13 protein-coding genes and 1 tRNA gene are annotated in these 16,586 nt (G+C 70.8%); 4 read left to right on the forward strand and 10 right to left on the reverse strand.

The genetic code is table 11. The features are described 5' to 3' along the window. Nucleotides 1-50: 50 nt before the first annotated feature. Together BLQ75_RS21650 and BLQ75_RS21655 are read right to left on the reverse strand one after the other, a co-directional pair. Entirely contained in the window at nt 51-1,418 is a 1,368-nt protein-coding gene (locus BLQ75_RS21650; RefSeq protein WP_092604522.1) for a sensor histidine kinase, read from the reverse strand. Between the two features lie 111 nt (nt 1,419-1,529). Then, the gene (locus BLQ75_RS21655; protein ID WP_092604546.1) at nt 1,530-1,967 is read right to left on the reverse strand and encodes a DUF983 domain-containing protein; all 438 of its coding nucleotides are present in this window, start codon (nt 1,965-1,967) and stop codon (nt 1,530-1,532) included. A gap of 221 nt (nt 1,968-2,188) precedes the next feature. On the opposite strand from BLQ75_RS21655, the gene BLQ75_RS21660 reads away from it, so the two are divergent. Both BLQ75_RS21660 and BLQ75_RS21665 read left to right on the forward strand, forming a co-directional pair. Then, nucleotides 2,189-2,587 (forward strand): PPOX class F420-dependent oxidoreductase, encoded by a 399-nt coding sequence (locus tag BLQ75_RS21660; RefSeq protein ID WP_092604523.1) that lies wholly within the window; start codon nt 2,189-2,191, stop codon nt 2,585-2,587. A 143-nt stretch (nt 2,588-2,730) separates the two neighbouring features. Continuing rightward, nucleotides 2,731-2,805 (forward strand) — tRNA-Gly (locus BLQ75_RS21665). Between the two features lie 140 nt (nt 2,806-2,945). Here BLQ75_RS21665 and BLQ75_RS21670 read toward each other — a convergent pair. After that, on the reverse strand, nt 2,946-3,155 hold the full coding sequence (locus tag BLQ75_RS21670) for a dodecin (protein WP_092604524.1): 210 nt from the start codon (nt 3,153-3,155) through the stop codon (nt 2,946-2,948). A gap of 231 nt (nt 3,156-3,386) precedes the next feature. Here BLQ75_RS21670 and BLQ75_RS21675 point away from each other — a divergent pair, with 231 nt between their 5' ends. After that, entirely contained in the window at nt 3,387-3,995 is a 609-nt protein-coding gene (locus tag BLQ75_RS21675) for a lytic polysaccharide monooxygenase auxiliary activity family 9 protein (RefSeq protein ID WP_092604525.1), read from the forward strand. A gap of 177 nt (nt 3,996-4,172) precedes the next feature. Here the strand turns inward: BLQ75_RS21675 and msrA are convergent, their stop codons facing one another. Next, nucleotides 4,173-4,829, reverse strand: a complete 657-nt coding sequence (msrA, locus tag BLQ75_RS21680; protein ID WP_092604547.1) for a peptide-methionine (S)-S-oxide reductase MsrA — start codon at nt 4,827-4,829, stop codon at nt 4,173-4,175. A 91-nt stretch (nt 4,830-4,920) separates the two neighbouring features. Beyond that, nucleotides 4,921-6,288 carry an acyltransferase family protein gene (locus BLQ75_RS21685; RefSeq protein WP_092604526.1) on the reverse strand — a complete coding sequence of 456 codons (1,368 nt, stop codon included), beginning with the start codon at nt 6,286-6,288 and terminating at the stop codon, nt 4,921-4,923. 357 nt (nt 6,289-6,645) lie between these two features. On the opposite strand from BLQ75_RS21685, the gene BLQ75_RS21690 reads away from it, so the two are divergent. Further along, complete coding sequence (locus BLQ75_RS21690; RefSeq protein WP_092604548.1) at nt 6,646-7,914, forward strand: SHOCT domain-containing protein; 1,269 nt, start codon at nt 6,646-6,648, stop codon at nt 7,912-7,914. Between the two features lie 104 nt (nt 7,915-8,018). On the opposite strand, the gene BLQ75_RS21695 is transcribed toward BLQ75_RS21690, so the two are convergent. From BLQ75_RS21695 to BLQ75_RS21715, 5 genes are all read right to left on the reverse strand, one after another. Next, on the reverse strand, nt 8,019-11,252 hold the full coding sequence (locus BLQ75_RS21695; RefSeq protein WP_092604527.1) for a glycosyltransferase: 3,234 nt from the start codon (nt 11,250-11,252) through the stop codon (nt 8,019-8,021). 207 nt (nt 11,253-11,459) lie between these two features. After that, nucleotides 11,460-12,374: a WXG100 family type VII secretion target gene (locus BLQ75_RS21700; protein WP_092604528.1), complete on the reverse strand. Its 915-nt coding sequence runs from the start codon at nt 12,372-12,374 to the stop codon at nt 11,460-11,462. A 185-nt stretch (nt 12,375-12,559) separates the two neighbouring features. Further along, a complete protein-coding gene (locus BLQ75_RS21705; protein ID WP_139183064.1) occupies nt 12,560-12,952 on the reverse strand; it encodes a hypothetical protein in 393 nt (130 codons plus the stop codon). Between the two features lie 187 nt (nt 12,953-13,139). Continuing rightward, a complete protein-coding gene (locus BLQ75_RS21710; RefSeq protein ID WP_092604549.1) occupies nt 13,140-14,288 on the reverse strand; it encodes an RtcB family protein in 1,149 nt (382 codons plus the stop codon). A gap of 389 nt (nt 14,289-14,677) precedes the next feature. Further along, nucleotides 14,678-16,480, reverse strand: a complete 1,803-nt coding sequence (locus BLQ75_RS21715) for a gamma-glutamyltransferase family protein (protein WP_211481546.1) — start codon at nt 16,478-16,480, stop codon at nt 14,678-14,680. Nucleotides 16,481-16,586: the final 106 nt, after the last annotated feature.

The following is a 16,586-nucleotide window of genomic DNA, read 5'->3' on the forward strand; positions in this document are numbered from 1 at the left end:
GATCGCTCTCCGAAGCCGAGCACCGCCCGCGGCGGCGTGGCGCGGGGGACTCACCCGGAGGGCGAGGGGTCGGTCGAGACCACCGCTCGTACCGGTTTATCCACTTCGGACTCCCGGACCTCTTCGTCCTCGGTTCCGGAGAGCTCCCCCGTCCCAGGCGGGCGCTCCGGGTCCACGTCGGGCTCGGGCACTTCGGGGCAGTCGAGCTCCTCGAACGGCTCGGGAGCGGCGGGACGCACTCCGGGGGCGAACTTCGGCACGCGCATCACGACCTTCATCCCCGCTCCGCGCTCGGTCTCCACGATCAGGCCGTAGTCGTTGCCGAACGTGGCACGCATCCGATCGTTGACGTTGCCCAGCCCCACGTGCGATCCCTCGGTGTGACTGCCCTCCAGCTCCAGTTCCAGCTCGCGGGGGTCCATACCGACACCGTTGTCGTCCACGCTGATCAGCGCCTCGCTGCCGTTGTCCTCCGCGACGACCGAGAGCGTCCCGCCACCAGGCTGCTTGGCGAGCCCGTGCCGCACGGCGTTCTCCACCAGCGGCTGCAGCGCCAGGAACGGCAGCACCACGGGAAGCACCTCGGGTGCGATCTTGAGCTGCACGTTCAGCCGTTCCGGGCCGAACCTGGCGCACTCCAGCGTCAGGTAGCGGTCGATGTTGCGCATCTCGTCCGCCAGGGTCGTGTACATCTCGTTCGAGCGGAAGGAATACCTGGTGAAGTCCGCGAACTCCTGGATGAGCTCCCTGGCGTGGTCCGGGTCGGTACGGATCAGCGCCGAGATCGTGTTCAGCGAATTGTAGACGAAATGCGGCGAGATCTGGGCCCGCAGCGCCCGCACCTCGGCCCTGGCCAGCTTCTCCCGGGAGACCTGCAGCTCGGCCAGTTGCAGCTGTGAGGTGACGTGCTCGGCCACCTCGTTGGCCGCACGGATCAACCGGCCGCGCTCCCCCGCCGTGATCAGCACCAACGCACCCCGGATCACACCGTCCACGTCGAGTGGCACGATCACGACGTGCCGCATCAGGCAGGGACGTTCGTCGCAGACGATGTCGGAATGGTCCACGTACTCGCTCTTGCCGGTGCGCAGTGACCGCTCGATGCTCTCGGTGAGGTCCTGGTAGTGCCGGTTGGCCCCGCCGTCCCACGCGAGCAGCGTCCCTTCCGGGTCGACGATGCCCACGGCCAGGCAGGACAGCAGGGCGCGCAGGTGCGGCGCCGTCTCGTCGGCGGACTCCTGGTTGAGCCCGTGGCGCAGGTGAGGGGCGGCGCTGGTCACGCGGTGCAGCGCCGCCAGCGTGGCGTCCTCTTTGGAAGTGCTGACTCGGCGTGAACGACACAGCATCACGAACATGCCGAGCACAGCCAACGCGGCGATGACGGTCAGTACTGTTCGCTCAGTCAACAGCTCGAGCACACTTCACATGTTCACGGGAATCACTTGAGGAATCAAGGAAGTCACGACCAGTGAACCCCGTGAGTCGGTGAACGGTTCGCCGGTTTCCCCGCTACCCCATATGGCGGCTGATCACTCGACCGGTTGCAGGGCTCCGTTCATGTCGGGTTCGGCGTAGAGCTCGATGTTGCGCGCCACCCGCGCGCTCTCCTGCCTGGCGGTGAGCGCGCCCCGCACCACACCGACCCAGCGCTCCGGCGGGTGTTCGTCGGTGTCACCGGGGGTGTCGGCGATGATCGTCCACGGCCTGCGCACCAGCCAGCGAACCGGGAAGAACAGCACCAGCACCAGCAGGGCCAGGATCAACCAGCCCGGGACGACCACGGCGGAAGGGGTCCAGACCAGGAACGTACCGATCATCACGATCACGACCGTGCCCATCACCAAGCCGGGTGAACGACCGCCGCTGACGTCGAGCTCCCACTCGTCGACCTGGAGCGGATCGCTCCACTCGATATTGGTCTTCAGGGTCCATCTCCGCCCGTCGGAACCACGTACCGCGCGGTTCATTACCGCCTCCACGCACTGGTCGAACAGGTCCGGGACCGTGACGGCCCGTCCCCGGTTGATCGGCAACCGTGATCCCACCGTACCGCGCGGACTCCGCGAATGCGTCGAACAAGACCGCGGTCTTACTCTTCCGGAGGAGTCGAGCAGCCGCCGTCCGTCCGCCGCGGGACGGCCCACCACCCAAGCCGGTCCGGCCGAAACGGCCGGAGCAGGGAGGACCGATGGATCTGGACCAGGCACGCGCGATCGTGCGCGAGCAGCACCACGCGGTGCTGGCGACCCGGCGCTCCGACGGCTCACCGCAGTTGAGCCCGGTGCTGGCCACCGTGGACGCCGGCGGTCGTGTCACCGTCAGCACCACGGCGAACACCGCCAAGGTGGCCAACATCGCCAGGGACCCGCACGTGTCGCTGTGCGTGCTCCCCGACGAGTTCTTCGGCCGGTGGGTCCAGCTCGACGGCACGGCCGAGACGGTGCGGCTGCCCGAGGCGATGCCGCTGTTGGAGGAGTACTACCGCGCCGTCTCGGGCGAGCACGAGGACTGGGAGCGGTACCGCGCGGCCATGCGGGCCGAACAGCGGGTGCTGCTGCGGATCGAGCCGACGCGCGCGGCCCCTTGAGCCGGCTCCCCGTGCGGGGCGTAGGGCCGCGCCGCACGGGGCGACGCCCACACGGGGACCCCCTTGTCGGGGGTCTCTCCGGGATGGGTTAGAGTATTCAGCAGCAGCGGCGGGGAGCCGGTGCGGATGTGAAAACCAAGCACGCGGATGTAGCGCAGCGGTAGCGCATCACCTTGCCAAGGTGAGGGTCGCGGGTTCGAATCCCGTCATCCGCTCCACGAGAGAACCCGCCGGGAATTTCCCGGCGGGTTCTCTCATCGTGACAGCCCCGTCTTGACGACAGGTCGCGGCGGTCCGGCCCGGTACGGACACTAGGGGCCGTCACTCGATCCCTCGTGTGAACCGGTCAACGAGTTCCTCATTCCTCCAGCCGGAAACCGACCTTGAGACCCACCTGGAAGTGCGCCACCTCGCCCTCGGCGACGTGCCCTCTGATCTCGGACACCTCGAACCAGTCGACCTCTCGCAGCGTCCGCGACGCGCGGTGTACCCCCTTGCGGATGGCGTCGTCGAGCCCCTGGTCGGAGGTACCGACGATCTCCGTTACCCGGTAAACGTTGTCACTCATCCCCGCATGCTCGGCGCAGCCGGGGAACGGCGCAAGAGACGAGCGCGCTTCCCACCTGTCAGAGTGGCGCACTCGCCCATTCGGACTACAGGTCTAGACCAGAACTGGCCATGAGGTCTGGACCAAAGTGATGGTGATCATCCGCCCCGAATTACGCGAAACGGAGCTGCCGACGCCCCGAAGAACGTCCGTAGCTTTTCCCGTTACCAAACAGCGACGAAGGGAGCACCCATGCTCACCAAACGCATCCGACGGGCACTCGGCATCGCCGCCTTCGCGGTCGTACCGCTGGCGCTGCCCATGGTCACCTCGGGGGCCGCGGCGGGCCACGGCTACACGCAGAACCCGATGAGCAGGCAGGCGCTGTGCGCCGACGGTACGGTCAGCAACTGCGGCTCCATCCAGTGGGAGCCGCAGAGCGTGGAGGGACCGGGCAACTTCCCCGCCCAGGGACCGTCCGACGGCCAACTTTGCAGCGGGGGCAACAGCCGGTTCTCCGAGCTGGACGACCCGCGCGGTGGCGACTGGCCCGCCACCGAGCTGAACGCGGGGCAGGACCTGCAGTTCCGCTGGAAGCTCACGGCGGCTCACTCCACCGAGTCGTTCCGCTACTTCATCACGAAGGACAGCTACGACCCGAGCCAGCCGCTGACCCGCAGCGACCTGGAGCTGGACCCGTTCTTCACGGTGAACTACAACGGTGAGCAGCCCGACTTCACCGTCACCCACACCGGGCAGCTGCCCAGCGACAAGAGCGGCAAGCACCTGATCTTCGGTGTTTGGGAGGTCGCCGACACCGCCAACGCGTTCTACACCTGCTCGGACGTCAACCTCAGCTGATGCCCGGCGCACGGTCCCACAGCCGCGCACGGACGAGGCCACCGAGCCGAAGTGCCGGTGAATCGGCCGTGAGCGGGAAACCCGTCCCGGCGCCACCGTTGCGGCGCCGGGACGGATCACGTCCGGCCCACGCGATCTCTCGCGAAATGTACGCGGTGCGTACGGCCGGAGCGTCCGTTACACGGCCAGCCCGGTGGGGCAGGCGACCCCGGTCCCACCGATGCCGCAGTATCCGTTCGGGTTCTTCGCGTCCGAGAGATACTGCTGGTGGTACCCCTCCGCGTAGTAGAACTCGCCGAGCGGAGCCACCTCGGTCGTGATGGCGCCGTGCCCGGCATCGGTGAGCGCCCGCTGGAACCGCTCCCGACTCGCCTCGGCCACCTCCCGCTGCCGCTCGTCGACGGTCAGGACGGCCGAGCGGTACTGCGAGCCGACGTCGTTGCCCTGCCGCAGCCCCTGCGTCGGGTCGTGGTTCTCCCAGAACACCCGGAGCACACCGGCGTAGTCGATCACCGCCGGGTCGAACACCACCAGCACGACCTCGGCGTGCCCGGTCATACCGCTGCACACCTCCTCATAGGTGGGGTTGGGGGTGTAACCGCCCGCGTACCCCACGGCGGTGGTCCAGACCCCCTCGGTGCGCCAGAAGGTCCGCTCCGCGCCCCAGAAGCACCCCATGCCGAGCACCGCGCGCTCGGTTCCCTCCGGGAAGGGCCCCACGATGGAGCGGTCCGGGTACACGGCGTGCCGCTCGGGGACGTTCAACGGGGTGGAACGGCCCGGCAGCGCCTCGGCGGGCTCGATCATGCGGGTCTTGTTGCCGAACAGTGCCATGCCCCGAGGATACGCGGCGACGCGGCCGAACCGGCCGCGAACGGGAACGACCCGGGATCCCGGAGGACCGCGCCGGGAACCGGCTCGTGGCTCACCACCGTCCGCGCTCCCGGTGGCCGGCGTCCTCGTCCACTCCGTCGCCCTCACCGGCGGGGACGCGCGGCAGCACCGGGGAGGTTCGCTCCTCGGCCGACTCCACCGGCAGGACCGTTGAAGTGTGGATCGGTTCGGTGGGCGGGCCGTCGACGCCCGAGGAATCGGCTCCCGGAAACACGGTTTCCCGGGCCTCCTCCCCTCGCTCCTGCTCCGGTGCGTGCCCCGGGGCGCCCGAGGGCTCCCCGAGCGGCTCCCCGGCTCGGTGGGAACTCCGCGCGCGGTGCGGCACCAGGTAGTGGCGCAACCGCATGGTGGGTTCCTCGACGAACTTCCACGACAACGTGCCCACCACGTAGGCGATCGGTGCCGCCAGCCCCAGCAGCAGCCACTGGTTTCCAACCCCCGCCAGCACGAGGGTCTGCTGGATGGGGAAGGCCCAGACGTAGACGCCGTAACTACCGTTGACCCAGGTCCCCGGCACGCTCGCCCGGGCGGGCCAGTGGTGCCCGAAGACGATCACCGCGTAGCTGACCGCGATGCACATCCAGAACGAGGTGACCTCACTCATCGGCATGGCCGCCAGCGCGAGCAACCCGCTCGTCGCCGCCAGGGGTGATCGGGGAACCGGGTAGAGCCGCAGCACGACGCCGATGGCGAAGGCCACCGAGAAGGACAGCAGCGGCTCGACGGGCACGCTCAGCAGCGAACCACCGGTGTCGGCCCCTGGAGCGTGCGCCAACCTGCGGTCCACGACCACGAGCACCACGAGGGCCAGCAACGCCAGCCACCGCTCGCGTCGGCGCGCCGCCCCCAACAGCAACAGCACCCACAGCCCGGCGTAGGCGATCAGCTCCATCGGAAGTGTCCACAGTGAACCATTCACCGAGCCGTCCCAGGGGTTGTCCTCGAACACCCCCGGGACGTAGTGCCGCAGCGTCAGCATGCCCGCGTTGTTGACCACGTACCCCCAGGTGGGGCGCGCGGCGAAGTAGTCCTCCAGTGGCAGCGTGGTCACCAGCGGTCCGAGCACCAGGGCGACGAACAACGAGACGCTCAGCATGGGCGGCCAGAGCCGGAGCACGCGTTTGACCGCGAACCGCAGCGGATGCGGATCACCGATCCAGCTACCGGTGATCTGGAAACCGCTCATGGCGAAGAACCCCATGAGCAGCCCGTGGTCGGGCTGGACCGGCCACTCCGGAGGGAACATCTCGTTGCCGCTGACCAGCGGATAACTGTGGCCGTAGATGACGACCAGCGCCCCGATCATCCGCAGCCAGGCGAACCCGTGACTGGGCTCGGCGAACCGAGCGGGACGCGTGCCGGGACGCGTGTGACCGACGTGTGGCGCGCGTTCACCCATCCCGCGACCTCACCCGTACGACTGCGGCGACGCGACGTAGCCTAACCTCCGCGCCGTGCTGCCCGGGCCCAGCGTTCACGGGCGACCGCGCCCGGTGAGGCACGCGGCTGTCCGCGGCCGGTGAGGCACGCGGCTGTCCGCGGCCGGTTCCCTCGGGCAACTCCTCGCGGCACACGCCGAGCGGGGCATCGCGGCGGGCCCGAACACTGCCGCACGAGGACTTCTCCGAGACGGACTCCGCACGGGCTCGTCAGCACGATCGTTTCCGGGTAGTGACCACACCGGGCCCTCGGGGGTGCGATGATGGAGAACGGTCGCGGTTGGGGCGCGGCCGTGCGATCCGGAAAGGGCTCAGCGGTGACCTGGCAAGACGAGCTGCAACAACTGGACGCGGAACTCGCGGCGGGACAGATCTCCGCCGAGGAGTACCGGCAACGGCGCGACGCCGTGCTGGGCCGCGTCCAAGCGGAGCAATCGGGCGGCCCATCGGACGGTTTCCCGACGCAGCAGCCCGATCCGGGACCGGATTCCGGCGGTGCGACCTCCTGGCCTCGGCACTCCGGCGACGCGGCCCAGAGCTCGGGACCCCACGGAGGACAGGCGGGGACCCCGCAGAGCCCGTTCCCACCCGCGTTCAGCTGGCAGCAGTACGGCGGGGACGCCGACGGCCAGTCGGAAAGCACCCAGGTGGTGCGCAACAGCGGGGCGCAGCCCCCCGCCGGGCAGGGGTTCCCGCAGCAGGGCTACCAGCAGCAACCGCCCAGTCCGCCGGGAGGCTGGCCGAGCCAGGGACAACCCCAGCACGGACAGGCACACGAACAGTTCCAGTGGGGGCAGTACTGGGGCACCGGTGACAGCGGCGGCACTCCCTGGGGCAACTCAGACCTTCCACCGGAACACGGTGACACCAGCTGGATGCGGCAGGGCCCCGAGGTCTTCGAGACGGTGGGCAAGTCCTCCAGTAAGGGCAAGACTGTGGGGATCACCGTCGGCGGCGTGCTGATGGTGGGCCTCGTCGTCGCGGCTGTGTTCTACTTCGTCTCCGCCGACGAACCACCCCGGGCGACGCCACCGCCGGTCACCAGCAGCTCGACCCCCACCTCGACGACACCGCCGCTGCCGGAGCCGCCTCCCGCCAAACCGGCGCCGGGCAACGCCGAGGAAGTCCTCATCCAGCCCCCCGAAGGGCCGAGGCACCCGTTCAACGGCCCGTTGGGCAGGAGCGCACTGGAGGGACCGCACTCGGGCGCCCTGCTCGGGCCGGTCCGCGAGTTCGCGCTCAACAACGGCATCGTCAACGGCCGCTACGCCGGGACCAACGACGAGGGCGTGCCGGTACGCACGACGCTGATCGCCATCGAGATGCCCGACGAGGCCACCGCCGAGCGGCTCACCCGGAAGTACCTGGAGCAGCAGGAGGCGCTGGCGGTCATCGACGAGCTTTCCTACCGGGGCGTCGAGGTCTACTCCTCCGGCGACACACTGCGGACGGCCTACACCAGCCACAGCTGGACCGTGATCGTGGACGTGCAGACTCTCGACGCCCCGGACGGCGAGGCCCGCTCACTGTTCGAGGACGTCCTGAGCCAGCAGCTCGCGAAGACACCGCCGACGGTTCGCGAGTGACCCCCGGAGGGCGGGGCGGCGGGTGCGCCCGCCGGACGCGTCCGGCGCCCACCCACGAGCCGGTGGTGGGCTCCGCCGACTCGGCGGCGACGGAAACCACCGTTTCAGGTCTGCCGCACGCCGAGTGAGAGCAGTTCCCGCAGCGTACGCTCGCAGACCTCCGGCCCGAACTGCTCGGCGACGGCGCTTCCACCCACTTCGGACAGGCGGGACCACTCGGTGTCGTCGGTGAGCACCCGAACCAGGCGGGAGGCCAGTCCGGCCGCGTCATCGGCGACCGGGACGTCGCGGTCGGGGGTGAGGCTTATGCCCTCCAGCGCCAGGTTGGTGCCGACCACCGGCACCCCGGCCGCCAGGCTCTCACCCACCTTGCCCTTGACTCCCGCCCCGAACCGCAGCGGAGCCAGGGTCACCCTGACACGGTCGTAGATCCCGGCGAGGTCGTCGACCCAGCCGTGCACCTCGACACCGGGCCCGTGCAACCCGTTGACCTCCGGTGGCGGATTGCTGCCCACGACGTGCAGCCGGGCGCTCGGGCACTCGCGCCACACCAGCGGCATGATCTCCCGGACCGCCCACTCGGCCGCGTCGACGTTCGGCGGGTGATCGAAACCGCCGACGAACAGCACGTCAGCGCGCCCCTCGGGGCCTCCGTTCGCCCGGCGGACCTCGTGCACGTTGGACAGGACGCGCACGTCGGCGTCGTCCACCAGTTCGGTCAGCATCCGTCGTTCGTCCTCGGAGACCACCAGCGTCACGTCGCAACTGCGCACGAGGCCGATCTCCGACTGCCGGGACGCGAAGGCCCTGCGGCGCAGCGCTTCGGCCTCCGAGGTCCGCGACCGGGCCTCGGCCAGCTCTGCCTGCCGCCCCAGGCGGACGAAGTGCATGTCCACCGTGTCGTAGGCGATCACCGCGTCGGGGGCGTCCACCCGCAGCCGCTCCACCAGGCTCCAGGCGACCTGCGGACGGGACAGCAGCGCCAGCGTGATCTCGGAGCCCGCTTCGGCGAGGAAGGCGTGCTGGTGCTCCTGCCTGGCGAGCACGGTGACTCCCAGCCTGCGCAGGTCCTCGGTGTAGGGCCGCGGTTCGGCGTGATTGTCCGGGAAGAACACGACCCTGGCCCCCAGGGCGACCAGCCGTTCCAGGACACGCCACATGCGCACCGAACCGGAGTCGTGGTCCGGGCGGGGGACCTGGTGGTCCTTGACCAGCACCAGCGGACCGAAGTGACCGTGCGTGCCGCGTTCGCGCGCCAGCCAGAGGGCCCGCGTGTCCGCCTCCGGCAGATGCTGCTCCCGCAGCGTGTCCTCCCATTTCGCGACGAAGGACCGCCGGTTGAGCTCCTGGTGTCGTTTGACCCCCGAACCGGTCTCGGTTCCGTTGGAGACCCCCTCGTGGTGCACCACGACCGCCCGAGGCTGCACCACGGTGCGGTAGCCGGCGGCACGCACCCCGAACGCCAGATCGGTGTCCTCGTAGTAGGCGGGCGAGTACCGGGTGTCGAATCCGCCCAGCGAGTCGAAGAGTTCACGACGCACCAGCAGCGCGGCGCCCGAACAGTAGTCCACATCGCGCAGCGCGGCGTACTCGGGAGCGTCCGGGTCGCCGAGCCTGCCGAGGTTCCAGCCGGTGCCGTCGGACCACACGACGCTGCCGCACTCCTGCATCCGCCCGTCGGGGTAGAGCAGCCTGGCACCGACAAGGCCGATCCGCTCGTCGGAGTCGGCCGCCGCGAGCAGCTCGTCCAGCCACGATTCGGTGACCTCGGCGTCGTTGTTGAGGAAGAACAGGTAGTGCCCCCGGGCGTGTTCGGCGCCGAGGTTGCAGGCACCGACGAAGCCCAGGTTGCGCCCGGTTCGCACCAGCCGCACCCCGGGGCAGCGTGCCAGCAGCTCGGCGCTGTCGTCCGGTGAGGCGTCGTCGACCACCACCACCTCGAAGGGGGCGCTCGCCCGGTGCCCGGCCAGGCTGCGCAGGCACCGCCTGGTGTAGTCCCACTCGCCGTGCACGGGCACGATCACGCTGACCTCGGGCTGTTCACCGTACGGCACGGCCACCGGCCCCCGCTCGGTCGTGACCTGCGAGGCGGAGGTTCCCCGGCCCATCGCGATCTCGTAGACGTCGCGCCTGGTGGTGCCGCGCGGGGCGATCCGTTCGACCACATTGCGATACCTGGTCACGGCGCGCTGCACGAGGGCGGAGTTCTGCTCGGTCAACTCGGCGACCCGCCGCCCTGCTTTGTCCAGTTCGGATTCCAGCTCGCCGACCGTCTCACGCAGCCACTCGTTGCGTGCCGACTCGCGCCGCCACCACGACCGGACCTCGTGCAGCTCGGCGCGCAGCGCGTCCCGCTCCCGCTCGGCCTCGACGGCGCGGCTCTCGGCGGCTCCGCGCGCCGACTCCAGTTCGCCGATGGTGCGCTTGAGCTCCTCGGCCTCGGCCCGGTTGGTGCGGAACAGCTCGTTGAGCCGGGCGACGTCGGCCACCGCCGCGTCACGCTGTTCCAGGACCTCGCGTCGTTCCTGCCCGGCGTCGGCCCGCGCGAGCTTGAGGTCGGCGTCCAGCAGCACCGCCGCCGCGGGAAGCTGCGGCAACTGCCGATCGGAGGCCAGCCCCAGCAGGTAGGTGTGGTCCACCCCCTGCCGGACCTCCCAGCCACCGGAGTCCAGCTGGCGCATGGTCTGCAGCCGCACCCCGTCGGCGGCGGTGTCGGGGTCCCCGGGGTCGGCGGGTGTGACCAGCGAGCCGACCGCGACGTTCTGCTTGAGCATCGCCACGTGCCGGAAGGAGTCCCGCAGCAACGCCTCGAACTGCGGGGCCGCGAGCTCCTTGACGTGGAACGGATTGTCGTTGCCGTGCTCGTCGTGGTACACGGCGGTGTCCGGGGTGCTGATCAGCAGCAGCCCGCCGGAGGCGAGCCTGGCGCGGACGAGCCGGAGCACGGCGTCGTGCTCGGCGACGTGCTCGATGGCCTCGAAACAGACCACGACGTCGAAGGAACCCGCGTCCGACAACACCTCGGGATCGGTGATCGATCCGGTGTGGAACGTCAGGTTCGGCGCGGTGTAGTTGCTCGCGGCGTGCCGCACGGTCTCCCGATCGATGTCCACCCCCACCACCTCGGATGCCTGGGTGGCGAGCATGGCGGCGCCGAAGCCCTCGCCGCTGGCGAGGTCGAGGACGCGCTTGCCGCGCACGAGACGGGCGGCCAGGGCGTAGCGGTGGTAGTGCTCGTAGATGACCCGCGCGTCGTCGGACCACGGGACGCACCGCTCCCCGGTCCATTCGATCAACCGCCGTGGCCGTTCCGTGGCCGGACCGCCGTTGTCGCTCATTCGGACCCCCTTCGACGCGGCGGAACATCGGCCCGGGTCCGCCGCCCATCCCGCGCCGTCCACCGGCGACCGTGTCCTCAATTCTGCCTCGGTTCGGCCGCACCTCCGGAGCGGGCCGGGAAATCGTTCCGGGGTTCGGTCGAGTTATCACCCGAACGGCGGCCCGGTGCGGACCTCGCGGCCTCGCCGGACGACTCGGACGGCGGGCTAGGCCACTCCGTACCGCCCGAACGCCCGTTCCTCCTCGGGCTCCTCGGGCAGCTCACCGATCACAGCGGGGACCGCGCCCGGAGCGGCGCCGAACAGCTCGTCGGGGTCCGTGTCCTCGAACATCCCCCCGGCGCGCCGGTGCTCGGCGTCCTCATCGGACTCCTCGTCCCCACGCGAACCGGCGAATCCGGGGAAACCGCGCCCACTGATCCCGCCACGCCCGGTGACCCGCTCGTTGAGCACACCGCCGCCGAGCACCGCTCCGCCGGTGGCGACCAACCCCGCGGCCCCCGCGGCCACGTGGGCACCGGAAACCTCGTCGGGGCCGGTCACGGAGTCGGTCCCCGCTTCCGAGGAGTCCCAGAACGCCGAGTGCGTCGGTGCCGGGTCGGCTTCGCCGCCCGGCTCGACGAAGCGCGGTGTGCTCCGGGTGTTCTCGGCGGTGCGGGCTCCGTAGTCCTCCAGAGCCGCCTGGTTCGCGCGCTGCTTGTCCCCCAGCGTCGCGGACTCCTCGACGACGGAACCGGGATCGGCGGCCCCGGCCGGGGAATCGGCGGCGGTCGAGCGCTCGGCGACCTCCAGAACCCGCTTCCTGGCCTCGTGGAACCCGAAGCTCTGCTCCCGCAACGCCTCTCCGGCCCGCTCGGCGAGCTCGGCCGAGTCGTCGGTCGCGGCACGAAGCCTGCGGCCACGATCCCGCACCGCCTCGGCCGCGTCGCCGCTCCAGGACGCCGCCAACCGCCTGACGGCGGTGTCGACGTGCTCGGCGGCCTCGGCGTGCCTACCCGCTATCCTGCGCCAGCTCTCGGCCGCCTGGTCCAGGCTCCCGGTGCCGGGAGCGTGGTGGAACCACTGGTGGATCGTCTCGGCGTCCACTCCCTGGGGACGGAGCCACGAATCGGGCCGGTCCACGTGTCACCGCCTTTCGGATCGGGGCCACGAGGTGCCCGCCGGTCGGGCACGATCGCATGCGGCCCCGTCACCGCGCAGTCTGCCAGAAGCGGAACTCGGTTCCGGGCGGTTCGCGGGAAAACGCCCCGACGGACCGGTCCACCTCGACCGAACCGGCCCGTGGGGCCGGACGGCACGGCCCCACTTCATTCGGAGACGGAGCGCAGCGCGCGATCCGCCTCCTCCTCGCGCGCGTCGTAGTCGCGCATGGCGTTCTCGACAACCGAGATCATCGCGCGCAGCTCTTCCTGCTCGCGTTCGTTGGCGGTCAGGTACTCCGCCACCAGTCTCGGTCCCATCTCGTGCGCGGCACGACGACTGTGGGGGTCGTGGCCCGGCGCGACCAGATCCTCGTTGCCCCGGGCCTCGTCGGCGGCACGCTCCAGTGCGTGCAACGCCCGCCGCAGCTCCGCGACGACCTCGGGAACCCGGTCGAGGTCGATCGTGTAACCGGAGGAATCCGCCGTCGCGGTCTCCCGCTCGGTTCCCGTCGACGCGGGAACCCACCCGTCCTCGTCCATCGGCGTCGCAGAGTTCACCAGCCGCGGCCTCTCCGTCAGGTACAGGGACTCGACAAGGGTGCGGGTCTCCGGCGGAGGTACGTACCGCACCCGATCGCGCAGTCTCGCAGACCGAACCGGGTCCGTGGTCCGGACGGAAACGAATCGCCGCTCGGAACACCCCGCGATGCGGACGGGAACCGCCGCGCCTCCGAAACGGGATCGGTCATCCCTTCACGCAGACGACCTGCCGCAGCTTCGCCACGACCTCCACGAGCCCCGCCTGTGCCTCGACGACGGAGTCGATGTCCTTGTAGGCCCCCGGGATCTCGTCGAGCACCCCGTCGTCCTTGCGGCACTCCACCCCCGAGGTCTGCCGCAGCAGGTCCTGGGAATCGAACGTCTTCTTGGCCCTGTTCCTGCTCATCCTGCGCCCGGCGCCGTGCGCCGCCGACTGGAAGGACTCGGTCGAACCGAGGCCGCGGACCACGTAGGACCCGGTTCCCATCGAGCCGGGTATGAGCCCCATGTCGCCCTTCCCCGCCCGGATCGCTCCCTTGCGGGTGACCAGCATGGGCTGACCGTCGATCGTCTCCTCGGCCACGTAGTTGTGGTGGCAGGAGATCGGCTCGTGGAAGTCCACCTCCCTGTCGGCGAAGCAGCCGCGCAGCGCGCGCGTGGTCAGCGCGAGCATGATCCGCCGGTTCACGCGGGCGTACTCCTGGGCCCAGAACAGGTCGTGCCGGTAGGCCGTCATCTGCGGCGTGTCGGCGACGAAGACCGCCAGGTCGCGGTCCGGCAGGTCCCGGTTGTGCGGGAGTTCGCGGGCTTCGGCGATGTGCTGCTCGGCGAGTTGCTTCCCGATGTGGCGGGAGCCGCTGTGCAGCATGATCCAGACCGAGTCGTCCTCGTCCAGGCACACCTCGATGAAGTGGTTGCCACCGCCGAGCGTGCCGAGCTGTTTGCCCGCCTTGCCCTCCAGCGAGCTCACTCCCGCGTGCAGCTCGCCGTAACGCTTCCAGAGATCCTTCCACTCCGAGGTGTCCAGCCCCAGCCGAGCCGGATCCACGGCCTCCTCGTGCGCCCGGAAGCCCACCGGGACGGCGCGCTCGATGCTCGCGCGGATTCCGCCGAGGTCGGCGGGCAGGTCCTCGGCCCGCAGCGAGGTCTTGACGCCCTCCATGCCGCAGCCGATGTCCACCCCGACGGCGGCCGGGGAAACGGCCTGCCGCATGGCGATGACCGAACCGACCGTGGCGCCCTTGCCCAGGTGCACATCGGGCATCACCCGGACGCCGTGCACCCAGGGCAGGGCCGCGATGTTGCGCAGCTGGTCGAGCACGGCCGGTTCGACCTCGTGCTCGGCCGCCCACATGAGCGTGGGAGCGCGCGCACCGGACAGTGGCACGGGGTACTCGATCAAGACACTTCACCCTCTGCACACGAATAGCGGAACTCGCGCGCCCGGTGGGGCACGCGAGCCGGACGAATCCCTCCTCAACGGCCCCGGAGATCCGGGGAGGCGAGGCGGAGCCCTCGTGCGGAATCGACACCCGCTCGCGGGGTCCGCAGCCGAGCTCGGGGATTCGGAAATCGGACGACAAAACCGTAAACCCGGCCGGAAAAGGGCGTCCAACGGTTTTGTTCCCGGCAGGAGCACCGCCGAGTTCCCCGGAAGAGGGTCTGTCGGAGCCGCACTGCCGGATGGTGACCAGCGCCCTCGCGGCGGCGACCGCGCGGGCGACCCCGCGAGGGCGCCGGTGCCTACCGCCCCACCGCGTACCCCTGCGCTCCTCGGGCGTTGGCGGCGCCGCGCAGCATCCCGGTGTCCGGGTCCCTGCCGACGGCCGAGAGCCTGCCCAGCGCCCAGGGACCGGCGTCGGTCACCTCGTGGCCGCGTCGCCGCAGCCGCTCCACCGCGTCCGCGCCGAGCCGGGACTCGACCAGCACGCGGCGCGGCTGCCAGCCGCGCGGGTAGAACGAGGCGGGGAACGCGGTGGTGTGCCAGGCGGGCGCGTCGATCGCCGCCTGCAGGTCCAGCCCACCGCGCGCGTGGGCCAGCCAGAAGCACAGCTGCCACTGATCCTGCTGGTCACCACCCGGCGTGCCGAAGGCCAGCACGGGATCGTCGCCCCGGGTGAGCAACGAGGGGCTGAGCGTGCTGCGCGGCCTGCGGCCCGGGACCAGCGAGTTCGGCAGCCCCTCCCGCAGCCAGCACATCTGGGCCCGGGTTCCCAGGCAGAACCCCAGCTCCTCGATGACCGGCGAGGACTGCAGCCAACCCCCCGAGGGGGTGGCCGAGACCATGTTGCCCCAGCGGTCGACCACGTCGAGGTGCACGGTGTCTCCCCTGCTGTCTCCGTTCGGGGAGACGGTCGGCTCACCGAGCCCGACTCCGCTGGGGTCGGGTGGCACCCCGGCACCCCGCCCCTCGGCGACGAAGTCGGGCAGCCGGGGGAGGTGCCCGCCGGGACTGCCCGGCCGCAGCGTCGCCGCCGCCCGCTCCCCGATCAGTTCCCGGCGCGCGTCGGTGTAGCCGGTGGCCAACAGCTCCGGCAGCACGCCGGGATCGGCCGAGTCGCCGTAGTGGGCCTCCCGGTCGGCGAAGGCGAGCTTGGCCGCCTCCACCGCGTGGTGCACGGTCTCCGGGGTGGCCACCCCGTCCCGGTACTCCACCGGGAGCTCCTCCAACAGCCGCAGCTGTTGCAGCAACACGGGCCCTTGGCACCACGGGCCGAACTTCGCCAGCCGCCCGCCTTCCGGGGTCGGCAGCGTCACCGGCTCCTCGTAGCTCGCGGCGTAGGTGGCCATGTCCTGCCCGGTGAGCACACCGGGATGCGACCGTCCCGAGCTGTCGGCGACGGGGTGGCGCACGAACCGGTCCACGGCTTCGGCGACGAATCCCTGCGACCAGGCACGGCGAGCCGCGTCGATACGCCGGTCACGGTCGCCCCCGGCCTCCTCGGCGGCACGCAGCAGTCGCTGCCAGGTCGCCGCGAGGGCGGGGTTGCGCAGCCTCGTCCCCGGTGCGGGAACGGCACCGTCACGCAACCACGTCCGTGCCGAGGAGGGCCACCACGCGCGGAACAGCTCGCGCACCGTGGCGATGGTCTCGGACAGGCGCGGGACTACGGGAAAGCCGTCGCGGGCGTAGCCGATCGCGAACCGCAGCACCTCGTCGAGCCGCTTGGTGCCGTGGTCGCGCAGCAACGACAGCCAACCGTCCCATGCGCCGGGCACGGTGGCGGGAAGCAGCCCGGAGCCCGGGATCAGTTCGAGCCCCAGCTCGTCCCGGAAGTGCTCGACGGTGGCCCCGGCGGGTACCGGTCCCTGGCCGCAGAGCGCCCGAACCGGACCGCCGGGCGCGGCGAACAGGACGGGAAGCTCACCACCCGGCCCGTTGAGGTGCGGTTCGACCACCTGCAGCACGAAGCCCGCGGCCACGGCGGCGTCGAAGGCGTTCCCGTCCTCCTCCAGCACCGCCATGCCCGCCGCCGAGGCGAGCCAGTGCGTCGAGGCGACCATCCCGTGCGTGCCCGCGAGTTCGGGGCGGGTGGTGCTGCCCATGCGATTCCTCCGATCGGTGGGGAGAGCTTCGCGGCCCGGTCTACCGGGGCGCCCCGCTCGGGGGAACCCCAGGACGGTCGCCGAACACGGCGCGAGCGGAGCCGGG

This window comes from Actinopolyspora xinjiangensis, from assembly GCF_900104475.1.
Classification (GTDB): domain Bacteria; phylum Actinomycetota; class Actinomycetes; order Mycobacteriales; family Pseudonocardiaceae; genus Actinopolyspora; species Actinopolyspora xinjiangensis.